At 28.2% G+C, this 20,472-nt stretch carries 20 protein-coding genes; 1 reads left to right on the top strand and 19 read right to left on the bottom strand.

Annotated features, from left to right (window positions below):
• Positions 1 to 9: 9 nt before the first annotated feature.
• From E5347_RS08085 to E5347_RS08035, 11 genes are all read right to left on the bottom strand, one after another.
• A complete protein-coding gene (locus E5347_RS08085; RefSeq protein WP_136006237.1) occupies positions 10 to 246 on the bottom strand; it encodes a DUF1292 domain-containing protein in 237 nt (78 codons plus the stop codon).
• Positions 247 to 284: 38 nt separating this feature from the next.
• Positions 285 to 728: a DUF2383 domain-containing protein gene (locus E5347_RS08080; protein WP_136006235.1), complete on the bottom strand. Its 444-nt coding sequence runs from the start codon at positions 726 to 728 to the stop codon at positions 285 to 287.
• 66 nt (positions 729 to 794) lie between these two features.
• Positions 795 to 2,126 (bottom strand): hemolysin family protein, encoded by a 1,332-nt coding sequence (locus E5347_RS08075; protein ID WP_136006234.1) that lies wholly within the window; start codon positions 2,124 to 2,126, stop codon positions 795 to 797.
• A gap of 343 nt (positions 2,127 to 2,469) precedes the next feature.
• Positions 2,470 to 2,895: a Fe-S cluster assembly sulfur transfer protein SufU gene (gene sufU, locus E5347_RS08070; protein WP_136006232.1), complete on the bottom strand. Its 426-nt coding sequence runs from the start codon at positions 2,893 to 2,895 to the stop codon at positions 2,470 to 2,472.
• A gap of 4 nt (positions 2,896 to 2,899) precedes the next feature.
• Positions 2,900 to 4,126, bottom strand: a complete 1,227-nt coding sequence (locus E5347_RS08065) for a cysteine desulfurase (protein WP_136006231.1) — start codon at positions 4,124 to 4,126, stop codon at positions 2,900 to 2,902.
• Positions 4,119 to 5,225 (bottom strand): Fe-S cluster assembly protein SufD, encoded by a 1,107-nt coding sequence (gene sufD / locus E5347_RS08060; RefSeq protein ID WP_136006230.1) that lies wholly within the window; start codon positions 5,223 to 5,225, stop codon positions 4,119 to 4,121. Before sufD ends, E5347_RS08065 begins: the two co-directional genes overlap by 8 nt.
• Complete coding sequence (gene sufB, locus E5347_RS08055; protein WP_136006228.1) at positions 5,225 to 6,634, bottom strand: Fe-S cluster assembly protein SufB; 1,410 nt, start codon at positions 6,632 to 6,634, stop codon at positions 5,225 to 5,227. Before sufB ends, sufD begins: the two co-directional genes overlap by 1 nt.
• A gap of 17 nt (positions 6,635 to 6,651) precedes the next feature.
• A complete protein-coding gene (gene sufC, locus E5347_RS08050) occupies positions 6,652 to 7,401 on the bottom strand; it encodes a Fe-S cluster assembly ATPase SufC (protein ID WP_136006227.1) in 750 nt (249 codons plus the stop codon).
• 555 nt (positions 7,402 to 7,956) lie between these two features.
• Positions 7,957 to 8,514: a GNAT family N-acetyltransferase gene (locus tag E5347_RS08045; RefSeq protein WP_136006226.1), complete on the bottom strand. Its 558-nt coding sequence runs from the start codon at positions 8,512 to 8,514 to the stop codon at positions 7,957 to 7,959.
• Positions 8,515 to 8,788: 274 nt separating this feature from the next.
• Positions 8,789 to 9,763 (bottom strand): alpha/beta fold hydrolase, encoded by a 975-nt coding sequence (locus tag E5347_RS08040; RefSeq protein WP_243109757.1) that lies wholly within the window; start codon positions 9,761 to 9,763, stop codon positions 8,789 to 8,791.
• 148 nt (positions 9,764 to 9,911) lie between these two features.
• Entirely contained in the window at positions 9,912 to 10,499 is a 588-nt protein-coding gene (locus E5347_RS08035; RefSeq protein ID WP_136006223.1) for an NUDIX hydrolase, read from the bottom strand.
• A gap of 338 nt (positions 10,500 to 10,837) precedes the next feature.
• Here E5347_RS08035 and E5347_RS08030 point away from each other — a divergent pair, with 338 nt between their 5' ends.
• Complete coding sequence (locus E5347_RS08030; RefSeq protein ID WP_136006221.1) at positions 10,838 to 11,974, top strand: AI-2E family transporter; 1,137 nt, start codon at positions 10,838 to 10,840, stop codon at positions 11,972 to 11,974.
• A gap of 130 nt (positions 11,975 to 12,104) precedes the next feature.
• Here E5347_RS08030 and E5347_RS08025 read toward each other — a convergent pair whose 3' ends face one another.
• The 8 genes from E5347_RS08025 to E5347_RS07990 all read right to left on the bottom strand — a co-directional run bounded on the left by E5347_RS08025 (position 12,105) and on the right by E5347_RS07990 (position 20,472).
• On the bottom strand, positions 12,105 to 13,007 hold the full coding sequence (locus tag E5347_RS08025; protein ID WP_136006220.1) for a Gfo/Idh/MocA family protein: 903 nt from the start codon (positions 13,005 to 13,007) through the stop codon (positions 12,105 to 12,107).
• A gap of 24 nt (positions 13,008 to 13,031) precedes the next feature.
• Positions 13,032 to 14,729 carry a bifunctional diguanylate cyclase/phosphohydrolase gene (locus E5347_RS08020; protein WP_136006218.1) on the bottom strand — a complete coding sequence of 566 codons (1,698 nt, stop codon included), beginning with the start codon at positions 14,727 to 14,729 and terminating at the stop codon, positions 13,032 to 13,034.
• Positions 14,730 to 14,787: 58 nt separating this feature from the next.
• A complete protein-coding gene (locus tag E5347_RS08015; protein WP_136006217.1) occupies positions 14,788 to 14,922 on the bottom strand; it encodes a cyclic lactone autoinducer peptide in 135 nt (44 codons plus the stop codon).
• A gap of 2 nt (positions 14,923 to 14,924) precedes the next feature.
• Positions 14,925 to 15,584 carry an accessory gene regulator ArgB-like protein gene (locus E5347_RS08010; RefSeq protein ID WP_136006216.1) on the bottom strand — a complete coding sequence of 220 codons (660 nt, stop codon included), beginning with the start codon at positions 15,582 to 15,584 and terminating at the stop codon, positions 14,925 to 14,927.
• Positions 15,577 to 16,044 (bottom strand): hypothetical protein, encoded by a 468-nt coding sequence (locus E5347_RS08005; protein WP_136006215.1) that lies wholly within the window; start codon positions 16,042 to 16,044, stop codon positions 15,577 to 15,579. The genes E5347_RS08010 and E5347_RS08005 overlap by 8 nt, the downstream gene beginning before the upstream one ends.
• 10 nt (positions 16,045 to 16,054) lie before the next feature.
• Positions 16,055 to 16,621, bottom strand: coding sequence for a DUF5317 family protein (locus tag E5347_RS08000; protein ID WP_136006213.1), 567 nt, complete (start codon positions 16,619 to 16,621; stop codon positions 16,055 to 16,057).
• A 222-nt stretch (positions 16,622 to 16,843) separates the two neighbouring features.
• Positions 16,844 to 18,568 (bottom strand): NADH-dependent [FeFe] hydrogenase, group A6, encoded by a 1,725-nt coding sequence (locus tag E5347_RS07995; RefSeq protein WP_136006212.1) that lies wholly within the window; start codon positions 18,566 to 18,568, stop codon positions 16,844 to 16,846.
• Positions 18,568 to 20,472, bottom strand: a complete 1,905-nt coding sequence (locus E5347_RS07990; protein WP_136006210.1) for an NADH-ubiquinone oxidoreductase-F iron-sulfur binding region domain-containing protein — start codon at positions 20,470 to 20,472, stop codon at positions 18,568 to 18,570. Before E5347_RS07990 ends, E5347_RS07995 begins: the two co-directional genes overlap by 1 nt.

Below are 20,472 nucleotides of genomic sequence, written 5' to 3'. Positions count from 1 at the left end.
GCACCATTTCTAGAAACTTAATGATGAAACTTCTTTATACATTTTTATTTCAGTTTCCGATTCAACTTCACTTAAAGACTCATTCCAATCCTTATCAAATTTGATTTTATATATTTCTATATTAGACCTTTCATTAACTGGTGCCATAGCTACATATTCATTACCACAAATAAGCTTTTGCTCTAATATAGCATACTCTACTTTATTTCCATTTTCATCGCTAAAAACCATTGTTCTATCTCTCATTTTTCTACTCCTTAACATTATATATTTTTTCTTTAGATTTAGTTAATAGTTATTAAATACTCTTGCATTTCTTTTATATGGCCACTATACATATCAGAGATCTTAATTAAACTTTTTTCAAGATGCTCATGAAAATTAGATTCCTTTATTAACAAATCTAAAATAGCCTTAAATCCCATTTCAGTTCCCTTTATAGCTTTTTCTAATATTTGCTTATCATTATCTATAGCCATTTCTTTAATGCTATTGAATATCTCAACTAACTTTCCAAATATACCTTCTTCTTTTACAGCTTTACCATTTAATTCTTCTATCTCATTTAAGATTACTTTTTTATGTTCTTCTATAGTAAGCAAAGTATTATCAATTAAAACTTTAAGTCTATAATCTTTTACTTTTTCTTTTAATTTTATCATTTCATTTTCTCCCATTATTACACCTTGTAAATGAGAATTTAAGACTTTAATCAAGTTTTCATCCATAAAAAACACACTCCTTTATACTAGTTTTACTAATATAAAGGAGTGCTATACATTATTTATTATTTTTTAACAAAGTGCTGCTTCTGCTTCATTTTCCTTTGTCCTGTAATTAATTATTAACTGAATCTTATCTATTCTCTTTTCATCAAGCTTTAGTAGCTTTAATGTAATATTATCAAAGGTTACTTCACAGTTCTTTGTATTTGTAGGTATTTCACCAAGCTTTTCTATAAATAGTCCAGCTATTGTATCTGCAAACTCAGATTCTAATTCTATATTTAAATAATCACTAACATCTTCTAATGTCATAAGACCACTCACAATAAAATTATCATCATCAATTTTTTCTATATCTAAATTTTCATCATATTCATCAAGGATTTCTCCCATAACTTCTTCTATAATATCTTCCATAGTAACAATACCAGAGAAACCACCATATTCATCCATTAGTATAGCTATATAAGCTTTCTTTTCTTTTAATTCTTTAAATAAATCATCAATATTTTTTGTTTCAATAAAGAAACATGGATCCTTTAATAAATCCTTAATATTGACATTATCTACACCCTTTTCAACTATACTAGCAAATAAATCTTTCATATGAAGTATTCCTATAATATTATCAATATCATCTTCATACACAGGAATTCTTGAAAAGTTTTCATCTAATATATCTTTTATACAATCTCTAATTTTTACATTTACATTTAGTAAAAAGGTTTCAGTTCTAGGTGTCATTATTTTCTTAGCTGTTGTATCATCAAATTCAATAATTCCATCTATCATTTCTCTTTCAGACTGATTAATGGCACCATTTTCTTCACCTATTTCAATTAAACTTCTTATTTCCTCTCTAGATATTTGTTCATCTATGCCGTCAGTTTTTACTCCTAGTAACTTAAGTATTAAGTTTGTTGAAAAAGATAAAAACCATACAAAAGGCTTGGTCACTTTTGATATAAAAATAATAGTCTTAATAGATGACATAGCTAGCTTTTCTGAATTTTGAAGAGCTATTCTTTTAGGAACAAGTTCTCCAAGTACCAATGTAATATATGATATAGCTATAGTTGTAAGCACTAATGCTATACTTTCACTATATGGTATATTTAAATTACTTAATACATTTGCAAAGCCAACTGAAATTGATGTTGCTGCTGAAGCTGATGCAAAGAAACCTGCTAATGTTATACCAACTTGGATTGTTGATAAAAAGTTATTAGGATCTTTTAATATTCCTTTTAACAATATAGCTTTCTTATTTCCTTCATCTGCTAAAATACTTATTTTTGTTTTGTTCAATGATACTATTGCCATTTCTGCTGATGCAAAAAAAGCATTAATAACAACCAAAATTAAAATTAAAATTAAACTACTCCCGGGACTACCTTCCATTTACTCATTCTCCTTATTTTAAAATATAATGAATTTATTCTATCATAATAATTATTACTATTTCAAATTTATATTTATAACTATACTGTCTAAATTATCTTAATTATTCAAATTATTAATATTTATATCAATATAGGCTAGTTTTTCTTAAGAAATCATTAGTTATCTGTACTTCTCTTCTATAAGTAATAATTAAGAGCTAAGAGTGAAAAATTAATAATTAAAAATTAATGAAAAAACTCCTTACGGAGTTTAAAAAAAATAATTTATTGTAGTAATTCTGAAAGAATTACCTCCTTAATTTTTCACTTTTAATTATAAATAAAGCTGTCTTAGGACAGCTTTATTTATTAAATGCTTCTTTTAAAGTATGCCATGCAAGTACTGCACATTTTACTCTAGCTGGCATATTAGAAATATTCTTAAGTACAATAGCATCTTCAAGTACTTCAAGTTCTTCTTCGTCATTAATTTCTCTTTTTATCATTCCAATAAAAGTTTCAACTAATTCTAAAGCTTCTTTCTTATCTTTTCCCTTAATAAGGTCTATCATCATTGAAGTTGATGCTTGAGATATAGCACAACCTTGGCCTGTAAATGCTAAATCTTCAATAATATCTCCATTAATTTTTAATTCTAATTCTATTTCATCTCCACAGCTTGGATTATGACCCTTTTCACATAAATCTGGATTTTCTAATTTTCTTCTATTATGTTTAGAAGAACTATGTTCCATTATTAGGGTTGTGTAAATCTCATTTAAATCCATTGCTCTACCTCCATTTTGAGAACATCTCATATGTTTTTTCTATCGCTTCTACTAACCTATCTACATCCTCTTTATCATTGTATAAATATATACTTGCTCTAGATGTAGCGTTTATTCCCATATATCTCATTAGAGGTTGTGCACAGTGATTTCCAGCTCTTATACATACACCAAAAGTATCAAAAATTGATGCAACATCATGTGGATGAACACCTTCTATTTGGAAGGATATTACTCCACCTCTTTTTTCTACTTCTTTTGGTCCATAGACTTTAACATACTCTAATTTATTCATCTTATCTAAAGCATATGAAACAAGCTCTTTTTCATACTTTTCTATATTTTCCATTCCTATTTCATTTAAATAATCTATTGCTTTAGATAAACCTACTGCAGCCTCAACATTTTGCGTACCTGCTTCAAACTTATATGGTAACACATTAAAGGTAGTTTCTTGCTCATAAACATATTCTACCATATCTCCACCAAACATTAAAGGAGGCATCTTTTCTAATAAATCTTTCTTACCATATAAAACACCTATCCCCATTGGAGCTAGTAATTTATGGCCTGCAATTATTAAGAAGTCTGCATTAATATCTCTTACATCTACCTTCATATGAGGAACACTTTGTGCTCCATCCACAATAACTATTGCACCTTTAGAATGAGCATATTCAGCTATTTCCTTAACTGGATTAATAGTTCCTAATGCATTAGATACTTGAGTAACCGCTACTATCTTAGTTTTATCAGTTATCTTAGATTTTATTTCTTCTTCTGTAAGCTCTCCATTTTCATTTGTGTACATATATTTTAATATTGCACCCTTAGCTCTTGCTACTTGTTGCCATGGAATTAAATTCGAGTGATGCTCAGCTATAGATATAACAATCTCATCACCCTCATTTATAAAATTCATTCCATAGGACATAGCTACTAAGTTAAAGGCCTCTGTTGCGTTCTTAGTAAATATTATTTCCTCAGAACCCTCTGCATTTATAAACTTTCTAACTTTTTCTCTAGCCTCATCATAAGCTTCTGTTGCAAGTACGCTTAATTCATAGGCACCTCTATGTGGGTTTGCATTTATCTTTTCATAATAATCTTTAATAGCTTCAATTACAGCTATTGGCTTTTGTGTAGTAGCAGCACTATCTAAATAAGCTATTCTTTTGCCGTTTTTCTCCCTGTTTAAAGTCGGAAAATCCTTCAAATAATCTCTATTCATTGTCTAATGATTCCTTTATATAAGATAAAACTTCATTTCTTGTAGTTTCGTCTTCAATCTTATCTATAATAGGATTAAATGCACCTTCAATGATTACTCTTCTAGCATCATTGTAATCTAGTCCTCTACTCATTAAATAAAATAGCTTATCTTCATCTATTTTACCTGAAGCTGCTGCGTGTTCTCCAGATACATCATCTTCTTCACATAGTAATAATGGAAGAGCTTTAGCTTTTACCTTAGGTGATAAAATCATACAATATTCATCTTCTTCACCTTTACTTCTAGATGCACCCCTCTTAAAATCAAGAGTTCCTCTAAATATCTTATTTGCTTCACCCTTTAAAGCACCTCTTGTGATAATATCTGAATTACTTCTTCTACCCATATGAGTCATAACATAGTTCATATCTATAATTTTCTTATCTCCACCTAGGTAAATAGAACTTAGTGTTGATTCTGAACTTTCCTTTGCTAAATCACCATGGTAGTTAGTAATACTAACACTTCCACCTAAATCTATTGAAACAAAATCTACTTTTCCGTAGTATCCTATATCTGAAAGATTAGAGTCTACATTTACTGTATTTTTGTTTAATAAATTTACTTTAACTACTTGAATCTTACTGCTATCCTTACCATATATCTTACATATTCCATTATGATATCCTTCAGATTGATCTTTTGAATTATACTTAATTAATATTTTTGCTTCTGATTCCTCTTCTGCAACTACTATTATATTATCAACTAAGGCATTATTTTTTTCATCTAAATTAAATTCAATTTCTATTAATCCATCTACCTTAGCTCTTTTATCTATATTTATTATGAAGCCCTTATTAAAATCAAATTCACCTTGATTTACTATTTCTTCTGATGCTCCATATTTAAATTTCTTATTTAACGGAAATACTTTTCCTTTTTTAAATTCTTCTATTGTAACTCCATCTAAATCATTACCAGTTACTTTATAATTATTAAATTCTCCAATCCTTGGAGGATTATAATCCTTTAATGTTACATCATTAACTTTTAACCAGCTTTTAGTTCTTACAGGAGTCTTATTAATATTATTAAAACTTATATTGCTATTCATTATCCTATGCTCCCTTCTAATTCAAGCTTAATTAAGTTATTCATCTCTACTGCGTATTCTAATGGTAATTCCTTAGATATTGGTTCAACGAATCCTCTAACTATCATTGACTTAGCTTCTTCCTCAGTTATACCTCTACTCATTAAGTAGAATATAGCATCATCACTAATCTTACCTATCTTAGCTTCATGTGAAATTTCTACTTCATCATTCATTAAATCTATAACAGGTATAGTATCTGACTTAGATAAATTATCTAGCATTAGTGATTCACAAGATACTACTGATTTAGAATTATAAGCATTAGCATTTACCTTAACTACTCCTCTATAAGTAGCTTCACCACCATTTTTTGAAATTGACTTAGAGTTTATAGTAGATGATGTATTTGGAGCTGCGTGAATTACTTTTGCTCCAGTATCAAGGTTTTGGCCTTTACCTGCAAATGATACTCCAGTAAATTCTGCTCTAGCACCTTCTCCTTTTAATACACTCATTGGGTAAAGCATTGATATTCTAGAACCAAATGAACCTGATATCCATTCAATTCTTCCATTCTTTTCAACAAATGCTCTCTTAGTATTTAAATTCAGCATATTCTTTGACCAGTTTTCTATTGTACTATATCTTAAAGTAGCGTCTTCTTTAACAAATAGCTCAACACAACCAGCATGTAAGTTAGTTACATTATATTTTGGAGCTGAACATCCTTCTATAAAGTGTAAACTTGCTCCTTCTTCTACAATAATTAATGTATGCTCAAATTGTCCTGCTCCAGGTGAGTTTAATCTAAAGTATGATTGTAGTGGAATATCTACATGAATTCCTTTTGGAACATAAACAAAAGATCCACCTGACCAAACTGCACCATGAAGTGCTGCAAATTTATGATCATTTGGTGTTACACATTTCATAAAATACTCTTTAACTATATCTTCATAATCCCTAACAGCAGTTTCCATATCAGTATAAACAACACCTTGCTTAACTAAATCTTCTCTTATGCTGTGGTAAACTACTTCTGAATCGTACTGAGCTCCAACCCCTGCAAGAGATTTCTTTTCTGCTTCTGGGATTCCTAAAAGATCAAAAGTTTTTTTAATATCTTCCGGAACATCTTCCCAAGTTTCATTTAATTTTGTCTTAGGTCTAACATAAGTAACTATGTTATCCATATCTAGTTCATCTAAAGATGGACCCCAAGTAGGTAGTTTAATTTTATTATATACATCAAGGGATTTTAATCTAAAATTTTTCATCCATTCTGGTTCATTTTTTTCCTTTGAAATAGTTTCTACTATTTCTCTTGTTAAGCCTTTTTCAGTCTTAAATTCAAATCTATCTTCGTTTTTAACGTCATAGATTCCTCTTTCGACGTCTTCTACATAAGTCTTCTTTTTAATTTCCAAAGCCTGTCACCTCCGTTTTACATAGCTTCTGCTTTAAAAGCTTCATAACCATTCTTTTCTATTTCATCTGCTAAACTTGCATCTCCTGTTTTAACTATTTTTCCGTTAACTAAAACATGAACATAGTCAGCCTTTAAATTTTCTAAAATCTTAGTATTATGAGTTATTATTAAAACTCCGTTATCTTCATTAGCATACATTTTAATACCTTCTGAAACTACTCTTATAGCATCTATATCTAGACCTGAATCTGTTTCATCTAATATAGCAAGCTTTGGATTAAGCATAAGCATTTGTAAGATTTCATTCTTTTTCTTTTCTCCGCCTGAGAATCCTACATTTAAATATCTCTTAGCATATTCTGGATCTATTTTTAATTCTTTCATATTATTTTTTAAGTCCTTATCGAACTTTAAAAATTTAATTAATTGACCATCTTTTGCTATCTTTGCACTTCTAATAAAGTTTTCAACAGTTATACCTGGAACTTCTTCTGGATGTTGGAAGGATAAGAATAATCCTTTCTTAGCTCTTTCATCAGTTTTAAGTTCTGTTATATCTTCATCTTCAAAAGTAATATCTCCTTCAACTCTTTCGTATTTAGGATGCGCCATTAAAGTATTTGCTAAAGTTGACTTACCAGCACCATTAGGTCCCATGATAATATGAACTTCACCTTTATTGATTTTTAAATCTAATCCCTTTAATATCTCCTTGCCTTCTACAGCAGTTTTTAACCCATTTATATTTAATAAAACTTCGCTCATTTTTACATCTCCTTATTTGTGTTTAATTATATATTTAAATTAAATCATATCATTTCACTCTGAATTGATTATATCATACTAAATTACTAAGAATTAATCAACTGTTTTTTTGCTATTTGTAAGCTTATAACAGTTAATTATTCATTAATAACTATTATTAGCTTTTTTATTCTAAATATTATTTACATTTATACAAAAAAGCTAACATTTGTAATTAATAATAGTTAATGCATAATTAATGATATAATTTGTTCCAAATTACTAAAATATTTTTTTAACTCCTACTGGAGTCTTCCTTTTAAATTCTTCACTCTTTCATTCTTTAATTCTTTCATTATAAAAAACTCAGCTTCTACTGAGTTTTCACCTAAATTGTCAATTGCTAATTGCTAACTGTTAATTATCATCGCCACCCTTCCTTACTTTCTCCACAAATCATATTTTCATTCCCTAATTCTTTAATTCTTTAATTCCTTCATTTTTTCATTTTTTCATTAAAAAAACTCAGCTTCCGCTGAGTTTTCACCTAAACTGTTAATTCTTAATTGCTAATTGTTAATTGTCAATTGTCTTCGCCATTACATATCTTCTAAGTCCACCATATTTTAATTTCTCTTTCTTTATTTCATAGCCTAAACTAGTAAATGTATTTACACTATATTTATTATATGGTGATGCTGTTGACGTAAGTATCTTAACTTCATCATCTTTTGCAATTTCTTCTATCTTTTCACATAATATTTTTTGTAGACCATTTCCTCTATAGTCACTTCTAACTACTGTAGATTCAACCTGCCCTATCTTAAGTAAATTTTCTCCTGATATTCCTAAATCGTAGCCATAGTTACCTTCTTCATATCCTTTTTTTATATATACAGCCATAGCTATTAGCTCTTCATTTTCGTCAGTATAGCCTATTATTTTTGCACCTTTATTTAAGTAATTTATAAATTCATCTCTTTCTGTAGGTGCATATAACTCTTTATTTTCTAATCCCTCTAAAATTATATCTTGAAGTTCCATTATATGATCTAAATCCTTTATATCTAGAACTCTTAATTTGGCATCAACTAAATTACCTGACTTATTTTTAAGCTTCAATACTTCTTTCAATATTGCTCCCTCCCTTTCCAATTTATTATATATATGTTTCAATAAATAATCTACATTTTGAGGGCTTATGATATTTAAAGTAAGAAATAGTATTAGAAGCAAATTACATCAATTGAAATCATATAGTTTTTAATTTCTATATAAGTTGTTTGTGTAATTGCCTAACTAAAATATTTTGAGTATAAAATATAGCTGAATAAAATGCAAAAACTTTATTACAACTTATATATCATATTTATTAAAACTTTATATTGTTAATATTTTTTAGATTTCATTATATCTCCTGCATAAAATCAAATATTTTGTCTAAATAATCTTCAAGAATATCATTGTTTTCTAAATATAAGTCATGTTTAGCATTTTTATAGTATATGAGGTTAGCACTTTTACATAATTTTATAAACTTCTTAATCCCTCGTTCACCTACAAGTTCATCTTTTCCAGCTTGAAATAATAATATAGGTGTTTTTATCTTCCTTATATTTTCCTTTTTCAATATATATTTGATTCCAATTAAAGATTCGTAAAGCCACTTAAAGGAACCTCCTCCTCTTTGCAGGTTTTCATTTGATAATACCTCTCTATAGTAAAGATTGTACCTACTTTCATTAGAAGTTGAAGCTAAGATAAAGTCATAAGTACTTTCATAAGGCATATTTCCAAATATAAATTTATCACCTTTTCCAAATATAATTAGGATCTTACATAAAATTATAGCTAAAAAACTAGGAACGTTTCCTACAGCTATCTTTAACATTGGTGAAGATAATATAGCCTTTTTAAAATAATTATTATACTTTTCTATAAACATCGCACTTATAGCTCCACCCATTGAATGTCCAAAAAGAAATAAATCTTTATCTTCATTTCTTTTTACTACTACTTCATCTATAAATATTTTTAAATCATTAACATAATAATTAAAATTTTCAACATTAACCTGGCTTTTATGAAGTTTTCCAAGTTCCCCAGACCTTCCGTGTCCTCTGTGCTCCATTATATAAACTGAATATCCTTCCCTAGTTAAATAATAAATAAACTCCTTATATTTTTCTATACATTCAGTAAATCCATGAGAAATTACTATTCCTCCTCTATCATCATTAATTTTATAAATCTCGTAATACATTTTATTATCTAATTCTCCCTTTATGTTCCCAGTAACCTTTATAGCATCCAGCTTATCTTTAACCATTTCAACAACATCTTCATCCATACCAAAATTTATAAAATACTCTCTTTTCTCCATAGTCATACCTCTTAAGTCTTTTTTAGTATTTTATCTCTAATTAGAATATTTATAAGCCTAAGATGAAGTTTAATAAATTAATTATTAAAGGAGCCATCTTATAAGATAACTCCTTTAATAATCAAATTTTGTATTTACTTTTATACTTCTATTTAATATAATTTTCTATTGCTAATAAAGCCTTTACATCAATATTTTTTTCAGTCTTAAGTATCTCCTTTGCTTTTTCTTTAGAAACTAATATAACTTCTATATCTTCATCGTCCTCTAAGTTCTCATTAGAAGGATTTCCACTACAAGTGCAATAAACCAAAGATATTGATTCATCCGTCATTCCAACAGATACATACACCTTCTTATTAGTTCTTTCCTCATCTATTTTAACTAAATCTAAACCAGTTTCTTCTTTTAATTCTCTTTTTACTGTTTCAATAAAATTTTCCCCTTCATCAACAAGACCTGCAGGTAATTCTATAACATAATCATTTATTGGAACTCTAAATTGTCTTATTAAAACTAGTTTATCTTCCTCTATATGCTTAGCTATTATAACTACAGCATCTGGCTGATCTTCTCCATTATCAAAAAATTTATTATTTAAGTCTTCTATACTCTTACGGGAAGCAATAGTCCAATTTCTAAGGGTTCCCTTTTTATTTATGTAATCAGCACTATATAACTTTAAGTATTTAGTATCTGCTAATTTTTCTATATTTTTAACCTTTACCTTACTCATTTTTTCATCTCCAACTCTCTATATTATACTTCATTCTTATTTTACTTTTATTTTACAATTCATTCAACATTAGTACTAGAATAAATTATAGACATGCTTTACAATTATATATATGTTTCAATAAGTAATCTACATTTTTAGTACTTATGTTATTTTAAGTAAAAATACTTTTAAAGTAAACTACATCAATTGAAATCATTGATCTTTTAATTCTTATATAAGCTGTTGTGATAATTACATATATTAAATATTTTTACCACCAAATATAGCTTAATAGAAAGTAGAATATTTATTACAACTTATATACTATAATTTTAATTTATGGAGGATATTTCAATTTGAAAGAGCTGAATAATAAATTTAAAGAAAACCTATTACTTGGAACTTATTTAATGTTACTTTATTTTATTTTATTAAATATAAAGAATATATTTGCCATGTTCGATGGTGTTCTAAGTATATTAAACCCATTTTTACTAGCCTTTTGTATGGCTTTCGTTTTAAATCTGCCAATGAAATTCTTTGAAAATAAGATTTTCAATTTCTTAGATAAAAACAAATCAGATTTTGTAAAAAATCTAAAAAGACCTTTATCAATTTTATCTACTTTTATAACTGTTATAGGTCTAATAGTTGCTTTAGGACTATTTGTAATTCCAGAACTTATTAATAGCCTTGCTACACTTATGGATGCAGTTCCAGGCTATATAAAGTCTTTTGAAACATTAATTAATCAATATGTATCATCCACAGAATTACTTCAAAATATTTATAATGCATTAATGACTACATGGCAAGACTTATTACGTATAGTTACTACATTCTTAACTACTTCATTAACAGGAATTTTAAGTACTACAGTTACTATTACAAGTGGTGTTATTAACTTTATACTTTCTGTTATACTAACAATTTACATGTTATCTAGTAAAGAAAAATTAGTATTAAACTTTAAGAAATTACTCTTTGCTTTTTCTAAAAAAGAGATTGCTAATAAAATCATTGATATATCTAAGATATCAAATTATACATTTTCTAAGTTTATTACAGGACAATGTATTGAAGCAGTTATTCTAGGAGTTTTATGTTTTATAGGAATGACTATACTATCAATGCCTTACGCATTACTAATTAGTGTGCTTATAGGTGTTACAGCCTTGATACCTATTTTTGGAGCTTTTATTGGCGCAATTCCTGCAGTGTTCTTAATACTTATAATAGATCCTATTAAAGCAATATGGTTTATAGTATTTTTACTATGTCTTCAACAATTTGAAGGTAATATAATATATCCTAAAGTTGTTGGAAATTCTGTTGGACTTTCTGCAATATGGGTTATGCTTGCAATGATTGTTGGTGGAAGTACTTTAGGACTTGTAGGAATGCTAATTGGAATACCAACTTTCAGCGTTATATATCAATTACTAAAGGAAGTAACATATAAAAAACTAAATGAAAAGAAAGTAAAATTATAAAAGGGCTGTCTCAAAAACAGCCCTTTTATAATTAAAAAAATCTAATTATCAATGTAATTCTTCCAAAATTACTAAAAAGATTTATTTTCTAAACTCATTTATGAGTTTTTTCATTAATTTTTCATTATTTCTATAGTTCTATTATCTTTTTAATTATTTCATCACATAATCTATGACTCTCTAATGCGTCATCTATAGAAGGGTTTGGTTGTTTTCCATTCTTAACAGCACTTATAAATTCATTAATTATTGAATCAAATCCTCTTCTATATAAAATAGTATCCCAATCATTAAATTCTAGACTTTTCTCTATATTTTGTGAAGCAATCTTAGAATTATTTAAATTCTTTACAATAGTTTTTTCCCCACTAAATGAATATTCTAATATTTCTTCATTTAATCCATTATCCTTGTTCATTATAGCTATACATGTTGTGTTTTTATTTCCTAATGTAACTACTACATTATATAAAATATTATCTTTTTTTAAAGCACTAACATTTAATAATTCAAGTTTATCCTTAGCTAAAAATCTTATAGTATCTATAACATGAATAAAATCATCTAATATAAAAACAGTAGTATCCTTAGGCTTTAATACCCTGTTCTTTTGAAGTTTTATTATGCTTGGACTACTATCTCTAAGTCTTGAATACATAGGAGCAAATCTCCTATTAAAGCCTACCATAAATATTTTATTTTGCTTTTTAGCAAGGTCACTCATTCTTTTACTTTCATCATAATCATAACTAATAGGCTTATCCACATAAACATGAATATCATTATTCAATAACTTTTCTATTATTTCTATATGACTTTCTGTAGCTGTATGAATAAATGCTGCATCTATTTTTTTATTTATTAAGTCATCAACGTTATTAACAGCTTCACTTATTCTATATTTATTAGATAAAGACTTCAACTTATCATTATTTCTAGTACAAAAAACTAATTCTAAACCTTCCATAGCTGTAATTACAGGTAAATATGCCTTTTCACAAATATTACCTAAACCTATTATTCCTATTCTCATTTAACCCTCTCCTTATAATTTTCCTTATCTAAGATTATCAAACTTTTCTTTGTTTTCTTCAATAACTTCTATAAATTTTTCTGCAATACTCGGATCAAATTGAGTACCTGAAAACTTTCTAAGTTCGACTATAGCCTCTTCATAAGTCTTTCTTTTATTATAAGGCCTATTAGATGTCATTGCATCAAAACTATCTACAACACTTAATACCCTAGATAAATAAGGAATTTCTTCTCCTTTTAAATTACTTGGATATCCGGTACCATCAAATCTTTCATGATGGTGTTTTATAATAGGTATAATTTTTTCTAATGATTTAACTGGCTTTATTATCTCTATTCCCTCTTCCGGATGACTTTTTAAAATCTCCCATTCTTCTTTAGTTAAAGGCATTTTCTTTAAAAGTATTTCCTTGGAAATATTTATTTTCCCAATATCATGCATATAAGAACCTTGAATGAGATTGGATTTCTCTTCCTTTGATAAACCTAATTTTTCTGATAATAATTTACTATATAAAACTACTCTTTCTGAATGACCATATGTATATCTATCCTTAGCATTAATCACACTTATTAACGTCTTAATAGATGTAACTAATTCAACATCTTTTTCTTCTATATCATTTTTCAAATCATCTAATATAGAACTATATGTTTCAACTCTATTTTTATTAAAAAACTTTGCTCTATATAAAGCATCATCAGCACTTTTAATTAACTCCACTTCATTCCTAGCTTTATCTGGGAAAGTAGATATACCCATTGATACTGTTAATACACCACTTGGCTGATTTTCTTCACCATAAAATTTTGTTTTTTCAATAATCACTCTAATTTTATCAGCAATTTTCAAAGCTTCTTCTTCATTAGTATCTGGTAAAATTATAGCGAACTCTTCTCCACCATATCTTGCTGTTATGCTTTTATCTCCAGAATTATCTCTTAATATTTTACCAATACATCTTAAAATTTCATCACCCTTTTGATGACCGTATAAATCATTATAGTGCTTAAAGTAGTCTATATCGATCAAAATCATAGCTAATTTAGCTTTTTTCTTCTTTGCGCTAATAATTAATTCCTTTAAGGAATCTTGAAAATATCTATGATTATATACTCCAGTTAGTCCATCCATATTAACTAAGTTCTCTAACTTTTCTATATGTTCACCTTCTATTTTTACATAAAATCCTAGTGGCCATGCAGTTAATATAAATACTCCAGCTAATAATAAGTCATCTTGAAAGTATTTATTTACCGAAGCTCCTGGCATACATAAAATATCCATTACTAAAATAGCTAGTGATGCAATTATAGAAGTTACAATTCCACTTTTCATTCCAGATTGTATAGTTGTACTAGTAATTATAAATAAAAATATAAATTTATAATTACTCTTATTTGCGCCAGAAATAACTATCGCAAAAAATAATATCACCATAAACAGTATATTTTCAATTAATATCTTGTATTTTAATACAGGCTTATTTGTATTTTCATGTACTTGAAATGACCATAGCATATAAATTATTGTTAATACAAGACAACCTACAACTATTGGCATAAATATAGATATACTATTAAAAGAATCTAACAGCATGCCTTCTTCATTAAAAAAATATTGAAAGAAAATTATTGCTGTAAACATCAAAGATGCCAACTTTACTATAGATGCCATATCATCAATTTGCTTAATTCTACTTTTCTTAATTTCTTTCATATTTATCACCATTTCTATATGATAAATAAAGACCGGTTACCCGATCTTTATTTTTCAATTACTCATCTCTTAAGCATTTTGGTTCTTCTGGTTGGTATGAACACCAGAAACATGCTGAAGTAGCAACTGTTGAAGCTATAACTGTAGCAAATGCTGCTACTGCCATCATTACCTTACTGTTTAATTTTTTCATTTCTAATTCCTCCCCTTAATACTTAAAATTTTTATTAATAAAGAATCCATTCCATTCACTAATGAATGTCCTATTTTGGTAAGTGTTAGTACTTGCCAAGAAACCCCAAAATAAATACATATAGAATATACTAAGTAATCTATATTTGAGCTTTCTCGATAAATAAATATCATTGCTAGAGCTAAGAACATATATATAGTCAATAAAATAATAGATCCCTTTTTTAATCTTCTAATTTTAGCCAGACTTTTTATAGGCTTGTTAGGAGTATCTACAGGCGCAAGCTTATAAGTTACTATAATAGAAATTAAGTAAACTAATCCTCCGACTATTATTAAATAATTGGTATTAATATTTATTTTTGTGAATATAATTGCTGGTATTACTGATACTAAAGCACCAATAATTGCACAGTTAAAAGCTTTACTTGCATGGGCTCCCCCTGAGTATTTTCTAAAAATACTAATTACAAAAGAAATGATTAACGCTTCTAACATAACATTAAGTATTCCACCAACAATAGCTACTAAAAGTATTGATAGTCCTATTTGAAAGAAGGCATAGAGTCCATACTCTATAACACTAGTTTTATCATCATCATAATTTAATTCTTTTCTTAAGTTATTAGCTATTTTTTTTGATAAAGCTTCTACACTATACATCCTTTAACACATCTTTCCTTTTATCTAAAATATAGAAAATATATATTATTGCAGCTAATATTATTAATGAAGGTATTCCTAAAAGTGTTTTTAATACAGGGTTTAGAAATAACTTATCTAAATCAATATTAGGTATTAGCCTTAATACAAATACATTAATTCCTTCTGAAACAAATTGTAGTAAAAATACTATAAGAGCACTTCTCATAGTTAGTATTACATCTATCTTTATATAGCTAATAGTTAGTAAAACTAAAAATAATAATATTAAGATAGTATGTACACCATAGTTAATTGGTAATAATCTTATACAAAAAATTGTAATTGCATAAACAATACTTGATACTAAATATTTTTTCTTATCTATGTTAGTCTTGGATAAAACATAGATTCCTAATATTATTAATAATCCCTCTGGTATTGCTCTTAGAAAAAATTCTATTGGTTCAAGTTTTAACATGATTTTCTCCTTATCTGTAGTTAATTGCTAATTCTTCTTCAGTACTTGTATTCAAACTTTTTATAATACTATAAATAATGATAAAAATGTAAAATCTAATAAAAATATCTCCTAAACTTAAAACGCTATATCCAATATCAAAAATATCAGTTAGTGGTTTTAGCTTAGTACTTGCATCACCAAGTATATGAATATCATTAACTTTATTAAATGCATCAGTTTTTGCATATCCTGTTAAATATGAAAGACTAGGGAAAACTGGCATAAATCCATTATTAGCTGCTATTGCTATATCGTTTAATATTCCACCTATTATCACAAAAACAGATCCAATAATAGCCTCCGTATATTTCCTATATTTAAATATTAAAGGCAGATAAGAACATAAATAGACAGTCTTCAACGGTGCCACAATATCTATATAACTATAATTCTCCATAAAAATATTTATTTGTATAAATAAATACACTAACTCCATAAAAATAACTGGGTAAATTGTCCAATTTTTAAATAACCCTTTAATGTCATATTTCTTTATCTTACATATTATTAATGATATTAATACAGTTTCTATCATAATTTTATATTTTTTTAAATTACCTTTCTTGTTAATAATTTAATTTATAAATTTATTATATCATCTGTTAAAATAAATTTCCATACTTTATCCATATTATTTTCATTTTTTTACAATTATCTTTTAAAAAGTCATATTTTTGTATAAACAGTTAAATTTATTCACTAAAAAAATGGAAAAATTATCATTTTTCCACTTTTAGCATTATATTTGAATTTTTTTCTATTTTTTGCGACTTACATGTAGAATTTTGTGAGCAATATAACTATTAGGTTTCATAAGATAATCTTCATACAGTTTTATTATCATAGGATTTTCATGAGATTTTCTTATTTCCTTATTAAAATCCTCCTCATACATGGAATCCATTCTCTTTCTTAATATATCCCTATTAGATCTTATATAAGGCTGTCCTCCACCATCTATACAACCTCCTGGACAAGCCATAACTTCTACAAAATCATATTTTGATTCTCCTCTTTCAATTTCCTCCATAGCATTCTTAGCATTTCCTAAAGAATTTACCACTGCAATATTCACAGATTTCCCATTTATCTCTATAGAAGCTTCTTTTACACCTTCTAATCCTCTTACAACCTCAAATTCAACAACTTCTAATTTCTCTCCTGTTATCCACTCATAAGCTGTTCTAAGGGCAGCTTCCATAACTCCTCCACTTGTTCCAAATATAGTTCCAGCTCCACTTGATATACCTAAAGGATTATCAAACTCAGATTCAGTAAGTCTTAAAATATCAATTCCAGCTTCTCTTATAAATTTAGCAAACTCCCTTGTGGTAATGACTAAGTCCACATCTTTAATTCCTGAATTATCTTTCATTTCTTCCCTATTACACTCATGTTTTTTAGCAATACATGGCATTATTGAAATAACTGATATATCTTCTTTCTTTACACCTAATTTCTTAGGTAAGTAATTCTTTGCTACTGCTCCAAACATTTGTTGAGGTGATTTACAGGTAGATACTAGTTCTATTTTATCCTGATAATTATTTTCAGCATATTTTACCCATGCTGGACAGCAACTAGTTATTAATGGTAGGTTTTCTCCTAAGGTAAATCTTTCGATAAACTCATTTGCCTCTTCCATAATAGTTAAGTCTGCTGCAAAATTAGTATCACATACTAACTTAAATCCTAATAATTTTAAAGCTTTTACAATCTTACCAGTAGGTAAATCCCCAGATTCTAATCCAAACTCCTCTGCTAGTGCATATCTTACAGCTGGAGCAATCTGAACAACTGTAAATTTATCTTCATCATCTAAAATGTCCCATATCTTTCTATAGTTTGATTTTTCCTTTAAAGCCCCAGTTGGACATACTGCAACACATTGTCCACAGTAAGTACAATTAGTTAGCTCTATAGCCTCATTACAGAAAGTAGATATATTAGTATTAAATCCTCTATTAGCTAAAGTTATTGCATGTACCTTTTGTATATCATTACAGGCTGTTACACATCTTCTGCATAAAATACATTTTTCCCTGTCTCTAATAAATCCATCAGAAATATCAATTTCAAAAGATGTTCTCTCCCCTTGAAAGTTTTTTTCATCTATACCAAGCTCTGAAGCTAAACTTTGCAACTCACAATTAGTATTTTTCTCACAATTTAAACAATCCTTAGGGTGATTTGATAAAAGTAATTCTGTAATAGTTCTTCTAGCCTTTACAGCCTTTGATGAATTAGTTCTAACTGACATTCCTTCCCTAAGCTCTGTAGCACAGGCTGGTAATAAACCAGACTTACCTTCTATTTCTACTACACAAACCCTGCATGTCCCCTTACAATTTCTAGTTTTACCATCAACCATATTCATATGGCATAAGGTAGGTAGATTAATATTAATACTTCTAGCAGCATCTAAGATACTTGTACCTTTTTCAACTTCTACTGAGACTCCATTTATTTCTGCCTTTATCATTATATTTCACCTCCTAAGCTAGTTTTAATAATTGCTTTTGTTGGACAGGCTTCAAAACATAAACCACATTTAATGCATTTTTCTATAATAATAGTATGCTTTTCTCTGAGCTTTCCTTTAATAGCTAAAACAGGGCAAGCTCTTAAGCACTTAGTACACCCTATACAATCATCTGTTACTTCATACTTTACTAATCCCTTACATACTCCTGCACTACACTTCTTATTAATAACATGCTCTTCATATTCTTTTCTAAAGAATTTAATAGTGCTTAAAACTGGGTTTGGTGCTGCTTCACCTAATCCACAAAGAGAAGTATCTTGAACTACTTCACAAAGTTCTTCAAGTTTCTTTAAATCTTCTATAGTTGCTTTTCCATTAGTAATATCTTTAATCATCTCTAAAATTCTTTTATTTCCAATTCTGCATGGTGTACACTTACCACAAGACTCATCAACACTAAACTCTAAATAAAACTTAGCTATATCTACCATACAATTATCTTCATCCATAACTATCATCCCACCAGATCCCATCATTGAACCAATAGCTGTTAATGTGTCATATTCTATTGGTAATTCCAAATAATCTCTTGGAATACATCCTCCGGAAGGACCTCCCGTTTGTACAGCCTTTAATGATTTATTTTTAACAATCCCACCCCCAATTTCATATACTATATCTTTAAGTGGCATTCCCATAGGTATTTCTACTAACCCCACATTATTTATATTTCCAGCTAAAGCAAAAACCTTTGTTCCTTTTGACTTTTCAGAACCAATATTACTATACCAGCTTGCACCATTGTTAATAATTTGACTAATATTCGCAAAAGTCTCTACATTATTAACACAGGTTGGCTTTTGCCATAACCCTTTTTCTGATGTCCTTGGTGGCTTCATTGTTGGTTCTCCCCTTAAGCCTTCTATGGAATGAATTAATGCTGTTGCTTCTCCACAAACAAAAGCACCAGCCCCATATTTTATTTCTATATCAAAATCAAAACCAGTATTTAATATATTTTCACCAAGTAATCCTATCTCTCTAGCCTGCTTAATAGCAATCTTTAATCTATGAACAGCTAATGGATATTCAGCTCTAATATATATATAACCCTTATTAGATCCAATAGCATATCCACAAATAGCCATAGCTTCTAACACTAAATTAGGATCCCCCTCTAATATAGCCCTATCCATAAAAGCCCCTGGATCACCCTCATCTGCATTACATATTACATACTTTATTTCACCTTCAGCCCTTCTTGCAGTTTCCCACTTTCTACCTGCTGGGAAGCCTCCACCACCTCTTCCTCTTAATCCAGAATCAGATATCTCCTTTATAACTTCCTCCTTACTCATGGAAGTTATCACTTTAGCAAGGGCAGTATATGCTCCTACAGCTAATGCTTCTTCTATACTCTCTGGATCTATTACTCCACAATTCTTTAAAGCTATCTTTACTTGTTTCTTATAAAAAGGAATTTCTTCTTTTACTTTTATTCTTTTCTTAGTTTCTTCATCTTCATATAAAAGCCTCTCTACTATTTCCCCTCTAACAATATGGCTTTCTATAATTTCTCTTACATCTTCTTCTTTTACTTGAGTATAAAAGACTTTATCTGGCATTATTTCTATTACTGGTCCCTTTGCACAAAACCCGAAACATCCAGTCATTATAACCTTTACTTCATATCCTAAATCTAGTCTTTCTAATTCATTCTTAAATGCTTTATTAATACTATCTGCCCTAGAAGCCTTACATCCAGGTCCTCCACAAATAAGAATATGTCTTTCTTTTATTTCCCCTTTATTAAACTTTTCCGGATTCTCTCTAACCTCTATTTGTTTTTTATAAAAATCTACCTTTTCTAATAATTCATTATAATTTCTTATCTTCTCCAT

It is taken from the genome of Clostridium sartagoforme, assembly GCF_004794105.1.
Taxonomy (GTDB): Bacteria; Bacillota; Clostridia; order Clostridiales; family Clostridiaceae; genus Clostridium; species Clostridium sartagoforme_B.
The sequence above is the reverse complement of the archived record's forward strand: the minus strand, read 5'-3'. Positions and strand labels throughout refer to the sequence as shown.

Excerpts from the sequence above, each read along its gene's own strand:
- E5347_RS08035 (WP_136006223.1), bottom strand. The coding sequence starts at position 10,499 with ATGAGTAAGGTAAAGGTTAAAAATATAGAAAAATTAGCAGATACTAAA.
- E5347_RS08065 (WP_136006231.1), bottom strand. The coding sequence starts at position 4,126 with ATGAATAGAGATTATTTGAAGGATTTTCCGACTTTAAACAGGGAGAAA.
- E5347_RS08010 (WP_136006216.1), bottom strand. The coding sequence starts at position 15,584 with ATGTATAGTGTAGAAGCTTTATCAAAAAAAATAGCTAATAACTTAAGA.
- E5347_RS08005 (WP_136006215.1), bottom strand. The coding sequence starts at position 16,044 with ATGTTAAAACTTGAACCAATAGAATTTTTTCTAAGAGCAATACCAGAG.
- E5347_RS08080 (WP_136006235.1), bottom strand. The coding sequence starts at position 728 with ATGGATGAAAACTTGATTAAAGTCTTAAATTCTCATTTACAAGGTGTA.
- E5347_RS08040 (WP_243109757.1), bottom strand. The coding sequence starts at position 9,763 with ATGGAGAAAAGAGAGTATTTTATAAATTTTGGTATGGATGAAGATGTT.
- E5347_RS07995 (WP_136006212.1), bottom strand. The coding sequence starts at position 18,568 with ATGATAAAGGCAGAAATAAATGGAGTCTCAGTAGAAGTTGAAAAAGGT.
- sufC (WP_136006227.1), bottom strand. The coding sequence starts at position 7,401 with ATGAGCGAAGTTTTATTAAATATAAATGGGTTAAAAACTGCTGTAGAA.
- sufD (WP_136006230.1), bottom strand. The coding sequence starts at position 5,225 with ATGAATAGCAATATAAGTTTTAATAATATTAATAAGACTCCTGTAAGA.
- E5347_RS08015 (WP_136006217.1), bottom strand. The coding sequence starts at position 14,922 with ATGAAAAAATTAAACAGTAAGGTAATGATGGCAGTAGCAGCATTTGCT.
- E5347_RS07990 (WP_136006210.1), bottom strand. The coding sequence starts at position 20,472 with ATGGAGAAGATAAGAAATTATAATGAATTATTAGAAAAGGTAGATTTT.
- E5347_RS08075 (WP_136006234.1), bottom strand. The coding sequence starts at position 2,126 with ATGGAAGGTAGTCCCGGGAGTAGTTTAATTTTAATTTTAATTTTGGTT.
- E5347_RS08025 (WP_136006220.1), bottom strand. The coding sequence starts at position 13,007 with ATGAGAATAGGAATAATAGGTTTAGGTAATATTTGTGAAAAGGCATAT.
- sufU (WP_136006232.1), bottom strand. The coding sequence starts at position 2,895 with ATGGATTTAAATGAGATTTACACAACCCTAATAATGGAACATAGTTCT.
- E5347_RS08020 (WP_136006218.1), bottom strand. The coding sequence starts at position 14,729 with ATGAAAGAAATTAAGAAAAGTAGAATTAAGCAAATTGATGATATGGCA.
- E5347_RS08000 (WP_136006213.1), bottom strand. The coding sequence starts at position 16,621 with ATGATAGAAACTGTATTAATATCATTAATAATATGTAAGATAAAGAAA.
- E5347_RS08085 (WP_136006237.1), bottom strand. The coding sequence starts at position 246 with ATGAGAGATAGAACAATGGTTTTTAGCGATGAAAATGGAAATAAAGTA.